This window comes from Streptomyces sp. M-16, assembly GCF_052114405.1.
GTDB lineage: Bacteria > Actinomycetota > Actinomycetes > Streptomycetales > Streptomycetaceae > Streptomyces.
In genome coordinates, this window is record NZ_JBFRER010000068.1 from 1 (window position 1) to 15,336 (window position 15,336).

Annotated in this window: 13 protein-coding genes; 8 read left to right on the forward strand and 5 right to left on the reverse strand. The window is 71.9% G+C overall.

Annotation, left to right across the window (positions count from 1 at the left end):
• Positions 1-102: 102 nt before the first annotated feature.
• Together AB4039_RS26860 and AB4039_RS26865 are read right to left on the reverse strand one after the other, a co-directional pair.
• Positions 103-1,134, reverse strand: a complete 1,032-nt coding sequence (locus AB4039_RS26860) for a LacI family DNA-binding transcriptional regulator (protein ID WP_266838706.1) — start codon at positions 1,132-1,134, stop codon at positions 103-105.
• Positions 1,135-1,160: 26 nt separating this feature from the next.
• Complete coding sequence (locus tag AB4039_RS26865) at positions 1,161-2,783, reverse strand: glycoside hydrolase family 13 protein (protein WP_442272003.1); 1,623 nt, start codon at positions 2,781-2,783, stop codon at positions 1,161-1,163.
• A 222-nt stretch (positions 2,784-3,005) separates the two neighbouring features.
• On the opposite strand from AB4039_RS26865, the gene AB4039_RS26870 reads away from it, so the two are divergent.
• The 5 genes from AB4039_RS26870 to AB4039_RS26890 are packed head-to-tail and all read left to right on the forward strand — an operon-like array spanning position 3,006 to position 8,862.
• Complete coding sequence (locus AB4039_RS26870) at positions 3,006-4,280, forward strand: extracellular solute-binding protein (RefSeq protein WP_266838704.1); 1,275 nt, start codon at positions 3,006-3,008, stop codon at positions 4,278-4,280.
• A gap of 8 nt (positions 4,281-4,288) precedes the next feature.
• Positions 4,289-5,329, forward strand: coding sequence for a carbohydrate ABC transporter permease (locus tag AB4039_RS26875; protein WP_266838703.1), 1,041 nt, complete (start codon positions 4,289-4,291; stop codon positions 5,327-5,329).
• A complete protein-coding gene (locus AB4039_RS26880; RefSeq protein WP_266838702.1) occupies positions 5,326-6,201 on the forward strand; it encodes a carbohydrate ABC transporter permease in 876 nt (291 codons plus the stop codon). The genes AB4039_RS26875 and AB4039_RS26880 overlap by 4 nt, the downstream gene beginning before the upstream one ends.
• 49 nt (positions 6,202-6,250) lie before the next feature.
• A complete protein-coding gene (locus tag AB4039_RS26885) occupies positions 6,251-7,855 on the forward strand; it encodes a glycoside hydrolase family 13 protein (RefSeq protein ID WP_442272004.1) in 1,605 nt (534 codons plus the stop codon).
• Positions 7,843-8,862 (forward strand): LacI family DNA-binding transcriptional regulator, encoded by a 1,020-nt coding sequence (locus AB4039_RS26890; protein ID WP_266838700.1) that lies wholly within the window; start codon positions 7,843-7,845, stop codon positions 8,860-8,862. The genes AB4039_RS26885 and AB4039_RS26890 overlap by 13 nt, the downstream gene beginning before the upstream one ends.
• 522 nt (positions 8,863-9,384) lie before the next feature.
• Here AB4039_RS26890 and AB4039_RS26895 read toward each other — a convergent pair.
• The gene (locus AB4039_RS26895; protein WP_442272005.1) at positions 9,385-9,966 is read right to left on the reverse strand and encodes an HD domain-containing protein; all 582 of its coding nucleotides are present in this window, start codon (positions 9,964-9,966) and stop codon (positions 9,385-9,387) included.
• Positions 9,967-9,985: 19 nt separating this feature from the next.
• Positions 9,986-10,963: an XRE family transcriptional regulator gene (locus AB4039_RS26900; protein ID WP_442272006.1), complete on the reverse strand. Its 978-nt coding sequence runs from the start codon at positions 10,961-10,963 to the stop codon at positions 9,986-9,988.
• 572 nt (positions 10,964-11,535) lie between these two features.
• Between AB4039_RS26900 and AB4039_RS26905 the strand changes: the two genes are divergently transcribed.
• Positions 11,536-11,772, forward strand: coding sequence for a hypothetical protein (locus AB4039_RS26905; protein ID WP_266838697.1), 237 nt, complete (start codon positions 11,536-11,538; stop codon positions 11,770-11,772).
• Positions 11,773-11,794: 22 nt separating this feature from the next.
• On the opposite strand, the gene AB4039_RS26910 is transcribed toward AB4039_RS26905, so the two are convergent.
• Complete coding sequence (locus AB4039_RS26910) at positions 11,795-13,258, reverse strand: alpha/beta hydrolase (protein WP_442272007.1); 1,464 nt, start codon at positions 13,256-13,258, stop codon at positions 11,795-11,797.
• A gap of 137 nt (positions 13,259-13,395) precedes the next feature.
• On the opposite strand from AB4039_RS26910, the gene AB4039_RS26915 reads away from it, so the two are divergent.
• Both AB4039_RS26915 and AB4039_RS26920 read left to right on the forward strand, forming a co-directional pair.
• Entirely contained in the window at positions 13,396-14,610 is a 1,215-nt protein-coding gene (locus AB4039_RS26915) for a histidine kinase (RefSeq protein ID WP_266838695.1), read from the forward strand.
• Positions 14,607-15,287 (forward strand): response regulator transcription factor, encoded by a 681-nt coding sequence (locus AB4039_RS26920; protein WP_266838694.1) that lies wholly within the window; start codon positions 14,607-14,609, stop codon positions 15,285-15,287. The genes AB4039_RS26915 and AB4039_RS26920 overlap by 4 nt, the downstream gene beginning before the upstream one ends.
• Positions 15,288-15,336: the final 49 nt, after the last annotated feature.

Here is a 15,336-nt window from a genome sequence, read left to right on the forward strand (position 1 = left end):
GACCGAAAGCTCAATTACGTCCAGTACGCGGGCTTCCGGTCGGCACGCCGAGAGCACGCACCGGGCGCCGCTCCTTCCCCACGGACATCCGTCAGACACCCCCTAGGCCCTGCGGCGCTGCCCCGGCCCGGAGGCCGTGGATCCGCGGACCACCAGCTCCGGGAGGAAGACGAACTCGCTGTGCGGGGCCGGCGTACCGCCGATCTCCTCCAGGAGCGTGCGCACGGCGGCCTGCCCCATGGCCAGCACGGGCTGGCGGATCGTGGTCAGCGGCGGATCCGTGAACGCTATGAGGGGGGAGTCGTCGAAGCCGACCACCGACACGTCCCGCGGGACCGCGAGGCCCTGCTGCCGGGCGGCCCGGATCGCCCCGAGCGCCATCATGTCGCTCGCGCAGACGACGGCCGTGCAGCCCCGCGCGATGAGCGCGGCCGCGGCGGCCTGCCCGCCCTCCAGCGTGTACAGGGAGTGCTGGATCAGCTCCTCGACCTCGGACTCGTCGAGCCCGAGCCGCTCCTGCATGCCGAGCCGGAAGCCCTCGATCTTGCGCAGCACCGGCACGAACCGCTTGGGCCCGACGGCCAGGCCGATCCGGGTGTGCCCGAGCGCGGTCAGGTGGGTCACGGCGAGCTGCATCGCCGCCCGGTCGTCGGGGGAGACGAACGGCGCCTGCACCTTGTCGGAGAAGCCGTTGATGAGGACGTACGGGACGCCCTGGCCGCGGAGTTGGTCGTAGCGGCCCATGTCGGCGGTGGTGTCGGCGTGCAGCCCGGAGACGAAGATGATGCCGGAGACCCCGCGGTCCACCAGCATCTCGGTCAGTTCGTCCTCGGTGGATCCGCCGGGCGTCTGCGTGGCCAGCACCGGCGTGTACCCCTGCCGGGTCAGGGCCTGTCCGATGACCTGCGCGAGCGCCGGGAAGATGGGGTTGTCCAGCTCGGGGGTTATCAGCCCGACCAGACCCGCGCTGCGCTGGCGCAGCCGGACGGGCCGCTCGTATCCGAGCACGTCGAGCGCGGCCAGCACGGACTCGCGGGTGCCTGCGGCCACACCGGGCTTGCCGTTGAGCACGCGGCTGACTGTGGCTTCGCTGACCCCCGCTTGGGCTGCGATGTCGGCTAGCCGTGCGGTCACGGGATTGGACTGTACCGGTCCCCGGCTCACAACGCCCACCACGTGCAGGAATCCGTCGGGAGCAGAACCGTGCGGCCGTCCGTCTCCACCGGTGAGCTGGAGAGGACGGGCCGGCCGGGGGAGGGGATCTCCAGCGCGGCCGGGCGGGTGTTGAGGGTGCAGGCGAAGCCGGGGCGGGTGAAGAGGAGGACGCCCGCGGGGGAAGGGAGCCAGGTCAGGGGGCCCGCGTCCGGGGAGCCGAGGCCGGGCAGGGCCCGGCGCAGCTCCAGCGCGGCCCGGTACAGCTCCAGCGTGGAGTGCGGGTCGCCGGTCTGCGCGGCCACGCTCAGCCCCGCCCAGTCGGCCGGCTGCGGGAGCCAGCTGCCGCCCGGCCCGAAGTCGTACGGCGGACACGGCCCGGACCAGGGCAGCGGGATCCGGCAGCCGTCGCGCAGGCCCTCCTGCCCGGCGGAGCGGTGGAAGGCCGGGTCCCGGCGGACCTCGTCGGGCAGGTCGGTGACCTCGGGCAGGCCCAGTTCCTCGCCCTGGTAGACGTACGCCGACCCGGGCAGGGCCAGCATCAGCAGCGCCGCCGCCCGCGCCCGCGCGAGGCCCCGGGCGCCGCCGCCGTAGCGGGTCACGTGCCGCACCACGTCGTGGTTGGACAGCACCCACGTCGTCGGCGCCCCGACCGAGGCGGTGGCGGCGAGGGACTCGTCGATGACGGTGCGCATCCGCTCCGGGTCCCAGGGGCAGTTGAGGAAGCGGAAGTTGAAGGCCTGGTGCAGCTCGTCGGGGCGGACGTACAGGGCGAGCCGCTCCGAGGTGGGTGCCCAGGCCTCGGCGACGCCGATCCGCTGGCCCCCGTAGGAGTCGAGCAGGCGGCGCCAGGAGCGGTGGATGGCGTGGACGCCGTCCTGGTCGAAGAAGGGGAGGGGCTCGGTGCCGATCAGGGTCGCCTGGGCGCCGCGGCCGATGTCGGGCAGGCCGGGGGCCTTGACCATGCCGTGGGCGACGTCGACGCGGAAGCCGTCCACCCCCAGGTCCAGCCAGAACCGCAGGACGGAGGCGAACTCCGCCGCCACCTCGGGGTGGTCCCAGTCGAGGTCCGGCTGCTCGGGGGCGAACAGGTGCAGGTACCAGGAGCCGTCCGGGACGCGGGTCCAGGCGGGGCCCCCGAAGACGGACTCCCAGTCGTTGGGCGGCAGCGCGCCGTCGGCGCCCCGGCCGGGGCGGAAGAAGTAGCGGGCGCGGGCGCCCGGCTCGCCGGCGAGGGCGTCCAGGAACCAGGGGTGGCGCTCGGAGGTGTGGTTCGGGACCACGTCGACGATGACCCGCAGGCCCAGCTCGTGCGCGGCCCGTACGAGGTCGTCGGCGTCGGCGAGGTCCCCGAAGAGGGGGTCGACGGCCCGGTAGTCGGCGACGTCGTAGCCGCCGTCCGCCTGCGGGGAGACGTAGAAGGGGGTCAGCCACACGGCGTCGACGCCGAGCCGGGCCAGGTGGGGGAGCCGCTCGCGCACCCCGCGCAGGTCTCCGACGCCGTCGCCGTCGCTGTCGGCGAAGGACCGTACGTACACCTGATAGATGACGGCATCGCGCCACCAGCCGCGGCTCGCGGTCGGGTTGCTGGAAGCGCTTGCAAGCGGGACGGCCGTCAACTCATGGGTCATATCGGGGTCAACGCGGGTACGCGCCCCCTGGTTGCGGGCCCGTGGAATCGAAGCGGGTTCGAACTAACAGCAAGCTGCGGCAACCGTAGGGACACACGGATGTAACGATCAGCTCGTCTTGCAGAAATTTGCCGCAAGGTCTTTCGGTCGGCTTTCAGGCTTGTTACGTTCTCGGCAACTCGGGACCGCGAGGGCGCGGCCGGGATCATCGAAGGAGTTCATATGCGGCGTGGCATAGCGGCCACCGCGCTGGTCGCGACCCTGGCGCTCGCGGCGACGGCTTGCGGCGGTGACACCAAGGGCGACGGTGGCGACACGAAGGCCGGCGGCGAGCTCTCCGGCACCGTCACCTGGTGGGACACCTCCAACGATGCAGAGAAGGCGAGCTTCCAGAAGATCGCCGAGGCCTTCACGGCGAAGCACCCCAAGGTGACCGTCAAGTACGTCAACGTGCCCTACGGCGACGCCCAGAACAAGGTCAAGAACGCCTTCAGCAGCGGCTCCGAAGCCCCCGACGTGATCCGCGCCGACGTCGGCTGGGTCGCCGACTTCGCCTCGCTCGGCTACCTCGACGAGGTCCCGGCCGACACCGCGAAGAAGGTCGACGCCGAGTTCCTGTCGCAGGCCGCCGCCAGCGGCAAGTACGAGGGCAAGACCTACGCCGTCCCGCAGGTCATCGACACCCTCGGCCTCTTCTACAACAAGAAGATGCTCGCCGACGCCGGCGTCCAGCCCCCCAAGACCCTGGAGGAGCTGAAGACCGCCGCCGCCGCGATCAAGGCCAAGACCGGCAAGACCGGCCTCTACCTGCGCGGCGACGACTCCTACTGGTTCCTGCCCTTCATCTACGGCGAGGGCGGCGACCTGGTCGACGCCAAGTCCAAGACGGTCACCGTCGACAACGCCGCGGGCGTCAAGGCCTTCAAGGCCGCCCGCGACCTGGTCACCTCGGGCGCGGCGGTCACCAACGCCACCGACGGCTGGACCAACATGCAGACGGCCTTCAAGTCCGGGGAGGTCGCCATGATGATCAACGGCCCCTGGGCCGTCGCCGACAGCTACGCCGGCGACCAGTTCAAGGACAAGGCCAACCTCGGCGTCGCCCCGGTCCCCGCGGGCTCCGCCAAGGCCGGCGCCCCGCAGGGCGGCCACGACCTCGCCGTCTACGCCGGGTCGAAGAACACCGCGGCCGCGCACGCCTTCGTCGAGTACATGACCTCGCAGGAGGTCCAGGTGCAGTCCGCCAAGGAGCTCAGCCTGCTCCCGACGCGCACGGCCGCCTACGAGCAGCCCGACGTCAAGGCCAGCGAGATGGTCCAGTTCTTCAAGCCCGCCGTGGACAAGGCCGTCGAGCGCGCCTGGATCCCGGAGAACGGCTCCCTCTTCGAGCCGCTGAAGGTCGAGTACACCAAGGCGGTCACCGGGGCCTCCAGCCCCGAGGACGCGGCCAAGGCGGCCGGCGTCGAGTTCCGCAAGATCCTCAAGGGCTGGAAGTAGCGAGGACGATGGCTGCCGACACCAGCCAGTCGGTGGCGAAGGCCGCGGGCGCGGACGCCGGGGAGAACTCCGGCGCCGCCCGCGGCCCCAGCCGCGCGACTGCCAACGGAAATCCCCGGCCCGGCCGCGGCCTCGGCCGCGCCCTCGCCACGCACTGGTACGCCTGGGCCATGGTCGCCCCGGTGGTGCTCGTCCTCGGCGTGATCATCGGGTGGCCGCTCGTCCGGGGCGTCTACCTGTCGCTCACCGACGCCAACGAGCGCAACGTCTCCCGCACCATCGGCGTGCGCCACATCGAGGCGACGTACGAGTTCGTCGGGCTCGACAACTACACGGCCGTGCTCGGTGATCCGGTCTTCTGGCAGCGGCTGGTGTGGACGGTGCTGTGGACCGTCGCCTGCGTCTCCATCACCTTCGTCCTGGGCCTCGCCCTGGCCACCATGCTCAACCGGCAGTTCCGGGGCCGTGCCGCCTACCGGATGGCCCTCATCCTGCCCTGGGCCGTCCCCGGCTTCGTCTCCGTCTTCGCCTGGCGGTTCCTCTTCAACCGCGACAACGGCATCCTCAACAAGGTCCTCGACGGCGGCGGCATCTCCGCCGTCCCGTGGCTCGACGACCCGACCTGGGCCAAGTTCTCCGTCATCGCCGTCAACGTCTGGCTCGGCGTCCCCTTCATGATGGTCGCCCTGCTCGGCGGCCTGCAGTCGATCCCCGGCGAGCTCTACGAGGCCGCCGAGATGGACGGGGCGCGGCCGTGGCAGCGGTTCCGGCACATCACGCTGCCCGGACTGCGCGCCGTCAGCATGACCGTGATCCTGCTCTCCACCATCTGGACCTTCAACATGTTCCCGGTGATCTTCCTGCTGACGCGGGGCGGCCCCGGCGACTCCACCGAGATCCTGGTGACCCAGGCCTTCCGCGAGGCCTTCATCGCGAGCCCCCGTGACTTCGCCGGCTCCGCGACCTGGGGCGTCCTCATCCTCGCCCTGCTCATGATCTTCGCGCTGGTCTACCGGCGCTCGCTGCGCAAGCAGGGAGAGGTGTGGTGACCGTGACCACCGCCGACCAGACCGCCCGCGACAAAACCGCCCGTGCCCGCGGCAGCCGCTCCCCGCTCGCCTCCGTCGGCCTGCACGCCACGCTCCTCGTCGCCTCCGTCGTCGCCGTGTTCCCGGTGCTGTGGATCCTGCTGACCTCGCTCAAGCCCGCGAAGTACGCGATCACCACGGACTTCGTGAAGGAACCCAACCTCGGCAACTACCGCTACCTGCTGGAGGACAGCCACTTCCTGGCCTGGTTCGGCAACTCCGTCCTGGTCGCCGGCGTCACCACCGTCCTCGGCGTGTTCATCGCCGCCACCACCGGATACGCCGTCAGCCGCTTCAAGTTCCCCGGCATGAAGCCCCTGATGTGGACCCTGCTCATCACGCAGATGTTCCCGATGGCCATCCTCATCGTCCCGCTCTACAACCTCATGGGCGACCTCGGGCTGCTCAACCAGCCCCTCGGCCTGATCATCACCTACCTCACCATCGCCGTGCCGTTCTGCGCGTGGATGATGAAGGGCTTCTTCGACACCATCCCGGTCGAGATCGACGAATCCGGCCGCGTCGACGGACTCAACCCCTTCGGCACCTTCTGGCGCCTGATCCTGCCGCTCGCCAAGCCCGGCCTCGCCGTCACCGGCTTCTACGCCTTCATCACGGCCTGGGGCGAGGTCGCCTACGCCTCCGCCTTCATGGTCGGCGACGAGAACCTCACCCTCGCCGGCGGACTCCAGACCTTCGTGACCCAGTACACCTCCAACTGGGGTGCCATGAGCGCGGCCTCCGTGCTCATCGCCATCCCGGCGGCGATCTTCTTCCTCTTCGCCCAGCGTCACCTCGTCGCCGGGATGACAGCGGGCGCGACCAAGGGCTGACCACCCGCGCCCACCCACGCATCACCGGCCCGATCTCTCCAAGGACGACATGACCCAGCACCTCGCCGAAACGCTCTCCACCGCCAGCGGCACCCTGCCCGGCTGGTGGAGAGAAGCGGTGATCTACCAGGTCTATCCGCGCAGCTTCGCCGACTCCAACGGGGACGGCATGGGGGACCTCGAAGGCATCCGCACGCGACTGCCCTACCTCAAGGAGCTCGGCGTCGACGCCGTCTGGCTGAGCCCCTTCTACGCCTCCCCCCAGGCCGACGCCGGCTACGACGTCGCCGACTACCGGGCCATCGACCCCATGTTCGGCAGCCTGCACGACGCCGACGCCGTGATCCGCGAGGCCCACGCGCTCGGGCTGCGCATCATCGTCGACCTCGTCCCCAACCACTGCTCCGACCAGCACGAATGGTTCAAGCAGGCACTCCGCGAAGGCCCCGGCAGCCCGCTGCGCGAACGCTTCCACTTCCGCCCCGGACAGGGCGAGAACGGCGAGCTGCCGCCCAACGACTGGGAATCCCTCTTCGGCGGACCCTCCTGGACCCGCGTCGCCGACGGCGAGTGGTACCTGCACCTCTTCGCCTCGGAACAGCCCGACTTCAACTGGGAACACCCGGCCGTCCAGGACGAGTTCCGCTCCATCCTGCGGTTCTGGCTCGACCTCGGCACCGACGGCTTCCGCATCGACGTCGCCCACGGCCTCGTCAAGGCCCCCGGCCTGCCCGACCTCGGCCGCAGCGAACAGCTCAAGCTGCTCGGCAACCAGGTCCTGCCCTTCTTCGACCAGGACGGCGTCCACGAGATCTACCGCTCCTGGCGGACCGTCCTCGACGAATACGCCGGGGACCGCATAGGCGTCGCCGAGGCCTGGACCCCCAGCGCCGAGCGCACCGCGCTCTACCTGCGGCCCGACGAGCTCCACCAGGCCTTCAACTTCCACTACCTGAACACCGGCTGGGACGCGGACGCGCTGCGCGCCGCCATCGACGACTCCCTCGACGCGATGCGACCCGTCGGCGCCCCCACGACGTGGGTGCTGTCCAACCACGACGTGGTGCGGCACGTGACCCGCTACGGCGGCGGGGAGCAGGGCCTCGCCCGCGCGCGGGCGGCGGCGCTGCTGATGCTGGCCCTGCCCGGGTCGGCGTACGTCTACCAGGGCGAGGAACTGGGCCTGCCCGAGGTCACCGACCTGCCCGACGAGGTCCGCCAGGACCCGTCCTTCTTCAAGGAGAACGGCCAGGAAGGCCTGCGCGACGGCTGCCGCGTACCGATCCCGTGGTCGGGCACCGAGGCCCCGTACGGCTTCGGCGACGGCGGCAGCTGGCTGCCCCAGCCCGCCGCGTGGGCGGGGCTGAGCGTCGAGGCGCAGACCGGCGACCCGGCGTCCACGCTGGAGCTCTACCGGACGGCACTGCGCATCCGCCGCGAGCGGCCGGAACTGGGCGCGGGCGACGCCGTGGAGTGGCTGCCCGCCCCCGCCGGGGTGCTGGCCTTCCGGCGCGGCGGCTTCGTCTGTACCGTCAACACCACGGGCGAACCCGTACGGATGCCCGCGCCCGGGACGGTGCTGCTCGCCAGCACGGACCCGGCCGGGGACGCGGACCTGCTCCCGGCCGACAGCGCGGTGTGGTGGCTGGGGTGACCTCCCCGCTCCGGCTGACGGACATCGCCGCGCAGGCCGAGGTCAGCGAGGCGACGGTCAGCCGTGTGCTCAACGGCAAGGCGGGCGTGGCGGCCGGCACCCGGCACCGGGTGCTGGCCGCGCTCGACCTGCTCGGCTACGAGCGGCCCGTACGGCTGAAACGGCGCAGCAACGGGCTGGTGGGCCTGCTCATCCCCGAGCTGACCAACCCGATCTTCCCGGCGTTCGCCCAGGTCATAGAGCAGGCGCTGGCCGGGCACGGCTACACGCCGGTGCTCTGCACGCAGACCCCGGGCGGGGCCACCGAGGACGAGCTGGTGGAGCAGCTGGAGGAACGCGGGGTCACCGGCATCGTGTTCCTGTCCGGCCTGCACGCGGACGCGTCGGCCGACCCCGCCCGCTACCAGCGTCTGGCGGCGCGCGGGGTCCCGTTCGTCCTGATCAACGGCTTCAACGAGGCCATCAGCGCCCCCTTCGTCTCCCCGGACGACCGGGCGGCCGCCGACATGGCCGTGCGGCACCTGGAGGAGCTGGGCCACCGCCGCATCGGCCTCGCGATCGGGCCGACCCGCTACGTCCCCTCCGCCCGCAAGGAGCAGGGCTTCCTCGCGGCCCTGCCCGGCGCGGCGGCCGAGGGGCTGGTCCAGCGCACCCTGTTCACGGTCGAGGGCGGCCACGCGGCGGGCGGCGCCCTGCTGGACCGGGGCTGTACGGGGGTGGTCTGCGCGAGCGACATGATGGCCCTCGGCGTCATCCGCGCGGCCCGCGAACGGGGGCTGCGGGTACCGCAGGACGTCTCGGTGGTCGGCTTCGACGACTCCCCGCTCATCGCCTTCACGGACCCGCCCCTGACCACGGTCCGCCAGCCGGTCCGCGCGATGGCCACGGCGGCGGTCGGCGCCCTCCTGGAAGCGGTGGCCGGTACCCCGGTCCAGCGCACGGAGTACGTCTTCCAGCCGGAACTGGTGGTACGGGGGTCGACGGGGCCGGGGCCGGAGGGGGGCTGAGGGGGCTGGGGGGGCTTCCGGCGTGGGCCCGCCATCGCCCCCTCGACCCCCTGGGGCCGGTCGGCGCCTGCCCACCCGCCCCCCGGGTGCGGGGCGGGGTCGAGGGGCGGCGGGACTTGACCTGGTCCGTGTCAGGGAGGGTTTGGGGGTTTCCCGTCCGTCTCATCGTCCTTCCGTGTCGGGACGGGCTGTCAAGGGCGCTCCCTTCGGTCGCGTCGCTTCGCGATGGCCTTCGGCCACCCTTGACAGCCCGACCCGCCACGGAATGCCAAAGACTGCCGGGAAACCCCCAAAAGAACGGTTACCGAGGACAGGACTGGAGGAGCGGCCCCGTCAGCGATGCGCGGCCTGGCTCCGTCCGGGTGGGCCGGGCATGCGGGCCGACATCCCCCTGATCCAGGGCCGGGGGAGGCCAGACCACGCGAAACGGCGATGAGACCGTCCGGAGAAGCCCCCCGGCGCGTCAGATCGCTACGCGCTCCGCACGGCTTGGCGTCTGCGGTCCGCCTGGGGCAGAGGTGACTATCGGGGGAGGAAGGTCTCGCGCCAGGTCAGCGACGACATGTTCAGGGCGGCGTCGGCGAGGGACTTGGCGGAGGCCGTCTTCAACGCGTTGAGGCTGGAGTCGATCCAGTTCTGCACGTTCGCGTTGCCCTGTTCACGGTATTCGACCGCTTGGATCAGGCATTCGAGTTTGTCCGCGTCGTGAGCGATGACCACCTCGGGGTCGGTGCCGTTCTCGTAGTCCTCCACGACCGCCTGGATGCCGGCGGCGACGGCCGGGTGGGCGGTCGCGAGCTGGTCGGCGGTGATCTCCTCGTTGGAGGCGGCTTTGAGGTAGCGGCGGCCGATGTGGGGGATGTCGCCGAGGCGGGTTTCCTGGGTGTCGTGCATGACGCACATGAGCGTGGCGCGGGCGGCGTCGGCGCCCTCCATCATCGCGAGGACGGCACCGATGGCCGCGACCCGGAAGCTGTGCTCGGCGATGCTTTCCGGGTCCCTGACTCCGGTGTGCCACCACCCCGACCGGCGCTCACGCTTCAGGACGCCCAGCTCGAACAGGAAGCCTGCCGTGCCCTCTGCATTGGCCGTCTCGTCTGCCATGTGGTGCCCTCCGAGTTGGTCATTGATGCTCGCTTAGACGGTAGTGCACGGTGTTCAGCTCGCGCCTGGATCTTTCCGACAGCCCGTTTCCATCCAGTAGTTGGGTGATCAGGCGTGCCAGCGTTCGGGTCAGGTCGCGGGCTGCCAGCGGCAGCCATGGGTGGGCTTCCAGCAAGGCCCACACGGTGTGTGCGTAGAGGTCCGGGAAGCCAGGTGCCCGATGGAGGCCGTGTACCAGGCCGCGCAGCAGTGTGACGGGGTCCCAGTGCGTCATTTCCCGGTCACGCATGAAGGCGTCGTTGGCTTGGGGCCGCTGTATCACGCCCAGCCAAAGGGCCCAGTAGTTGAGGTTGGCCACCTCGCCTTCGTCGCTGTCTGCCATCGAGCGATCGATGAAGTCCCACAGGGGTTGAGGGTCGCCCAGTCGCGCCAGGGCCGTGGCGGTGGAACGAGCCTCCGCCCAGTGGGGTGTCCAGCCGCGCCCTACGAGCACTCCGCGCCGGGCGTGGAGTGCGTGGGCCGTCCATGACGCGGCGTCGGGACCAGGGTCGTAGGAGAGCAGGTAGAGGCTCTGGCGATGGAGGAGCGAACTCTCTCCGCCGACTCGTACCGCGGCCTCGGCGGTGTCGCGAAGGTGTGAGAAGAAGGCGGCCCGCTCGGTCGGGGTGAGCTGTGGGGCCGATGCGACGGGGCCCCGGCGAGCAGGAACAGGCCGTCGACGCAGTGCGGGCGGGGCGGAGCCGTTGACCGCCCACGCGATCATATGTGCCGTGTCCCTGGTGTGGACCCACTCCGAGAGGGGGTGTGGTTCCCCGGGGCGGGCAGGGGTCAGCGCCGCTTCGATGATGCGGTCGGCGTCCATCGCGGCATCCAAGAGGATGACGACGTCCGGATCCGCGCCCAGCGTAGGTAAACGGCGACGGAGGCCGAGCAGATCCGCGCCCCGCATGTTCGAGATCGGCCGACGGCCGGACTCCCAGCCTTGGTAGGTACCCACGCCCACACGAGGAGTTCGGCCATCTCCTCCTGCGAGCGGGGGATGCTCTCCCGCGCAGTGCGGAGCACGAAGCCCGAGACGAGCCCCGTGCCTCGTGTGCTGACTGCCACGGGGACCCCCGATCACTCCGGCGTGACATCTCGTACCAACGGTGAGTGTTCCCGCAACTACAGCGGGCTTAGGTTCGGCACGTCAACGCCTCAAGGGGTCTTTTCCCACTGACGGTTCACGGCGTACCGCAGCGTCCGAGGCGGCTTTGAAGGGGTGATTCGGCATGCCCGGACTCCTCGCGGACTTCACCTTCAACCGACTCCCCCATATCGACAGGAGCTTCACCATGTTCTGTGCTTCGGCCCCACCGGGGGCGGCGTGATGACGACGGAACCCGCCAGGTGGCATGAAGAGCCGGTGGTGCTGCCCGTGCGGGGCGGTCGCCCCGTGCCCCGGCCGGTAGCGGGGTGCCCGGAGTGCGAGCGGTTGGCGGTCCTGCGGAAGGCCGCCGTGCAGGAGAGGGACGAGTCCGTGGTCGTCGACTGCAACGTGCTCCTGAGGATGCACGGGACGGGGCACTGATGGACATGCAGACCTGGCGGGACGGGTGGGTGCGGGCCACCGATGCGGCCGAGGCCGTACGGACTGCCTTGGCCGCGCTCGGGGTTCCCGAAGGGGAGTGGTGCGGCCTCCGTCCCTTGGTCACGAAGACCGGTGGGCCGTTGGTCGATCTCGGCACCGTCCGGGCAGAGGCGGCGGAGCGGCTCGCCGAGGCGCTGCGGGCCGTGATGACCACCGACGTCGACACCTACCCGTAGGGTGCCGGCGGCCTCGGTCGCATCAGGGCTTCCGGGGCGGGTTCGGTGCCGGGGTGGGCGGGGTTTCGCAGGTCAGGTCGTGGGGCGGGAGGGTGCCCGTGGTCAGGTAGGCGGTGAGTGCGCGGGTCGCGCAGGGGTTGGTGCCGTTGACGATGTGTCCCTCGCCCCCGGCGACGGTGACCATCCGGGAGCCGTGCAGGGCGCGGTGCATGGCGAGGGCGCCGGGCAGGGGGGTGCTGGGGTCCCACTCGTTCTGCAGGATCAGGGCGCCGGCCTCGTTGTCCACCGTCGTCGGGGGTTCGCTGCCCTGCCCCCAGAAGGCGCACGGCTTGATGTTGGACGCGAAGTCGCCGTAGAGGGGATGGCGGGCCTTGTCGCGGACCGCGTCGAGGCGGTACCGCTCGGGATCGTGCGGCCATGTGCGGCTGTCGCCGCACAGGACGGCCCAGGCGCTCGCCGTGTCGTTGTCCGGGGGGACCTCCCGGGTGGCGGGGGCCGCTGTCGAGGGGGCCGCCGCCTTCAGGGCGGCGATCCATTCGGCCGCCTTCTCGACGTGGGCGAACCTGGCGTGCTGCGCGCGGATGCCGTCGCCGGTGAGGGGTGTGCCGGCGGAGTCGACGGGCTCGCGGTCGGCCCGCGCGACCAGGTCCCAGAAGGTCCTGCGGACCTCGGCGGGCGTGCTGCCCAGGCCGTACGTCGTGTGCCGCAGGGCGGTCCATTCGCTCCAGCGGGCGAAGGCGGCGTCGGCCCCCTCGGCCATCCCCTGGAACATGCCCTGCCAGACCCGTGTGGGGTCGGCCGCGCTGTCCAGCACGAACCGGTCGGTGCGTCGGGGGAACATCTGTGCGTAGACGGCGCCGAGGTAGGTGCCGTAGGAGAACCCGAGGTAGGAGATCTTCCGCTCGCCGAGTGCGGCCCGGACGGCGTCCATGTCGCGTGCGGTGTTGCGGGTGGTGAGGTGGCGGAGGGTGTCACCCGCCTTCGCCCGGCACTTGTCGGCCACCGTACGGGCCCACTCCACGTCCTTCGCGAACGTCTCGGCCCGGTGCGGGCGTTCGTGGTCCTGCTCGTCCGCGGTCAGACCGCAGCCGACGGGAGAGCTCCGCCCGACGCCCCTCGGGTCGAAGCCGATGAGGTCGTAGCGGCTCCGCACTTCCTCGGAGAGGTCCACCGCCGGGTCGACGGGCAGGTTCAGGCCCGGTCCGCCGGGGCCGCCGGGGTTGAGCAGGAGGACGCCCCGGCGTTCCTCCGGGTGGCTCGCCCTCAGGCGGGACACCGCGATGTCGATCTTCCTGCCGCCGGGATCGGCGTAGTCCAGCGGCACCGTGAGCGTCGCGCACTGCAGGGCCGCGGGGGCCGGCGCGCCGCAGCGCTGCCACCGGAGCGGAGCCGGGGTGGAGGAGGCCGCCGCGGGGGTGAGCGTGGAGAGGAAGGCCGCCGCTGCGATGCCTGCCGCGAGGAGGGGTGTCGTTCGTCCGGTTCGCATGAGGGGTCTCCTGGTCTGCGGGGTGGACGCCGATCCTGGCCCGCCGGGCGGCGGGTGCGCATCGCGGCAACGCGGGAGGAGGAGTTCCCCCGATCGGGGGAGGCCGGTGGGGAACCGGCTGGCCATACTGGCAGATCATGATCAAAGCAATCCGGCCGCTGCTGCGCGGCTCCACGTACACGGGTGCGCTCTTCGCCTACGGCGGCCTGCTGTCGGGCCTTGCGCTCCCGCCCCTCATCGCCGTCACCTGGGCGCTGGCTCCGGGGCCGGTGGGGACCGCCCTGGCCCTGGTGGTCTGGGCCGCGCTGATCGGCGCGGCGGGGCTGGCCCGCACCACGCGGCGGATGCTGATCGTGGGCGCCCGCAGGCTGCTGGGGGTCCCGTTGCCGGATCCGGTGGCCGCGGGCCCGGGCCGTCCCGACCGCTGGCGGACCCCACTCTGGCTGCTGCTGCACGTGGCGCTGGGGTGGACGGGGGCGCTGGTGAGCGGGATGCTGCTGTTCGCCGGGCTGACCCTTCCGGTGGGCTGGTTCCGTGCGGAGGCGGGGCTGAGCCTGTTCGGCCGGACGGTACGCGTGGCGGGCGGCGACTGGGGCGGCGGGGCGGCGGCGTTCCTCTGCCTGCTGCTGGCGGCGGCCGGGTGCGCGGCGGTGGCCGGTGCCCTGCGGTGGCTGGCGCCGAGGCTGCTGGGGCCGTCGGCGGCCGAGAGGCTCGCGCTGGCGGCCGAGCGGGAACTGCGGCTGGCCGAACGCAACCGGCTGGCCCGCGAGTTGCACGACTCGATCGGTCACACGCTGACCGCCACCACCATCCAGGCGGCGGTCGCGGGCGAGGTGATGTCCGCCGACCCTGCGGCGGCGCGGGCCGCCCTGCGCAGCATCGAGGAGTCGGCGCGGGCCGCGTTGGAGGACCTGGACCACGTACTGGGCGTGCTGCGCGAGGAGGAGGCGCAGACGGCGCCGACCCGGACCCTCGCCGACCTGCCCGAGCTCCTGGACCGGTTGCGGCACGCGGGCGCGGTGGTGGAGCCGGACCTGTCCGGCGATCTGGCGGGGGTGCGCGGGGCGCTCTCCCGGGCGGCGTACCGGATTCTGCAGGAGGCCCTGACCAACGCGTTGCGGCACGGGGCGGCCGGGCCGGTGGAGGTCCGGGTGGCGCTCACGCCGGCCGCGCTGGAGATCGGCGTGGTCAACCGGACCGGGCCGGCCCGGGGCTCCTTCCCCACGTCGGGGCACGGTCTGCCCGGCCTGACCGAGCGCGTACGGCTGTTGCACGGTGAGATCGAGGCGGGCCCGGACGGTCCGGGGCAGTGGCGGCTGGCGGTCCGGCTGCCGGTCCGGGCGGCGGCGTGAGCGGCGCCGACGGGAGTCCGGCCCCCGTCACCCTCCTGATCGCCGACGACGACGAGGTGACCCGCAGCGGTCTGTGCACGCTGCTCGCGGCACAGCCGGGGATCGCGGTGGCCGGGGAGGCCGCCGACGGGGTCGAGGCGGTCGAACAGGCCCGGCTCCTGCGGCCCGACGTGGTCCTGATGGACGTGCGGATGCCGCGCCGCAACGGGATCGAGGCCACCCGGCTGCTGCTGGCCGGGCCGGAGGAACCGCCGAAGGTCGTGGTGATCACCACCTTCGAGAACGACGGCTACGTCACCGCCGCGCTCGGCGCCGGGGCCAGCGGGTTCGTCCTCAAGCGGCTCCCGGTCCGGCAGATCGCCGAAGCGGTACGGGTGGTCGCCGCGGGCGAGGCGGTCCTCTTCCCGGCGGCGCTGGGCCGGATGGTCGCCGCCCGCCCGCGCGGCTCCGCCGAGGCGTTGCCGAAGGCGGCGCTGACGGTCCGTGAGGAAGGGGTGCTGCGGCTGATGGCGACCGGCCTGTCCAACCCGGAGATCGCCCAGTCGCTCACGGTGAGCCTGGAGACGGTGAAGACGCACGTCGGGAACGTGCTCACCAAGCTCGGCGCGCAGAACCGGACCCACGCGGTCGTGATCGCGTACGAGTCCGGTCTGGTGGTGCCGGGGTTCGCCGGCTGACGGGCAGGGCCGGGGGAGCGGACCCGGAAACAATTCTGCAATCTCTTGC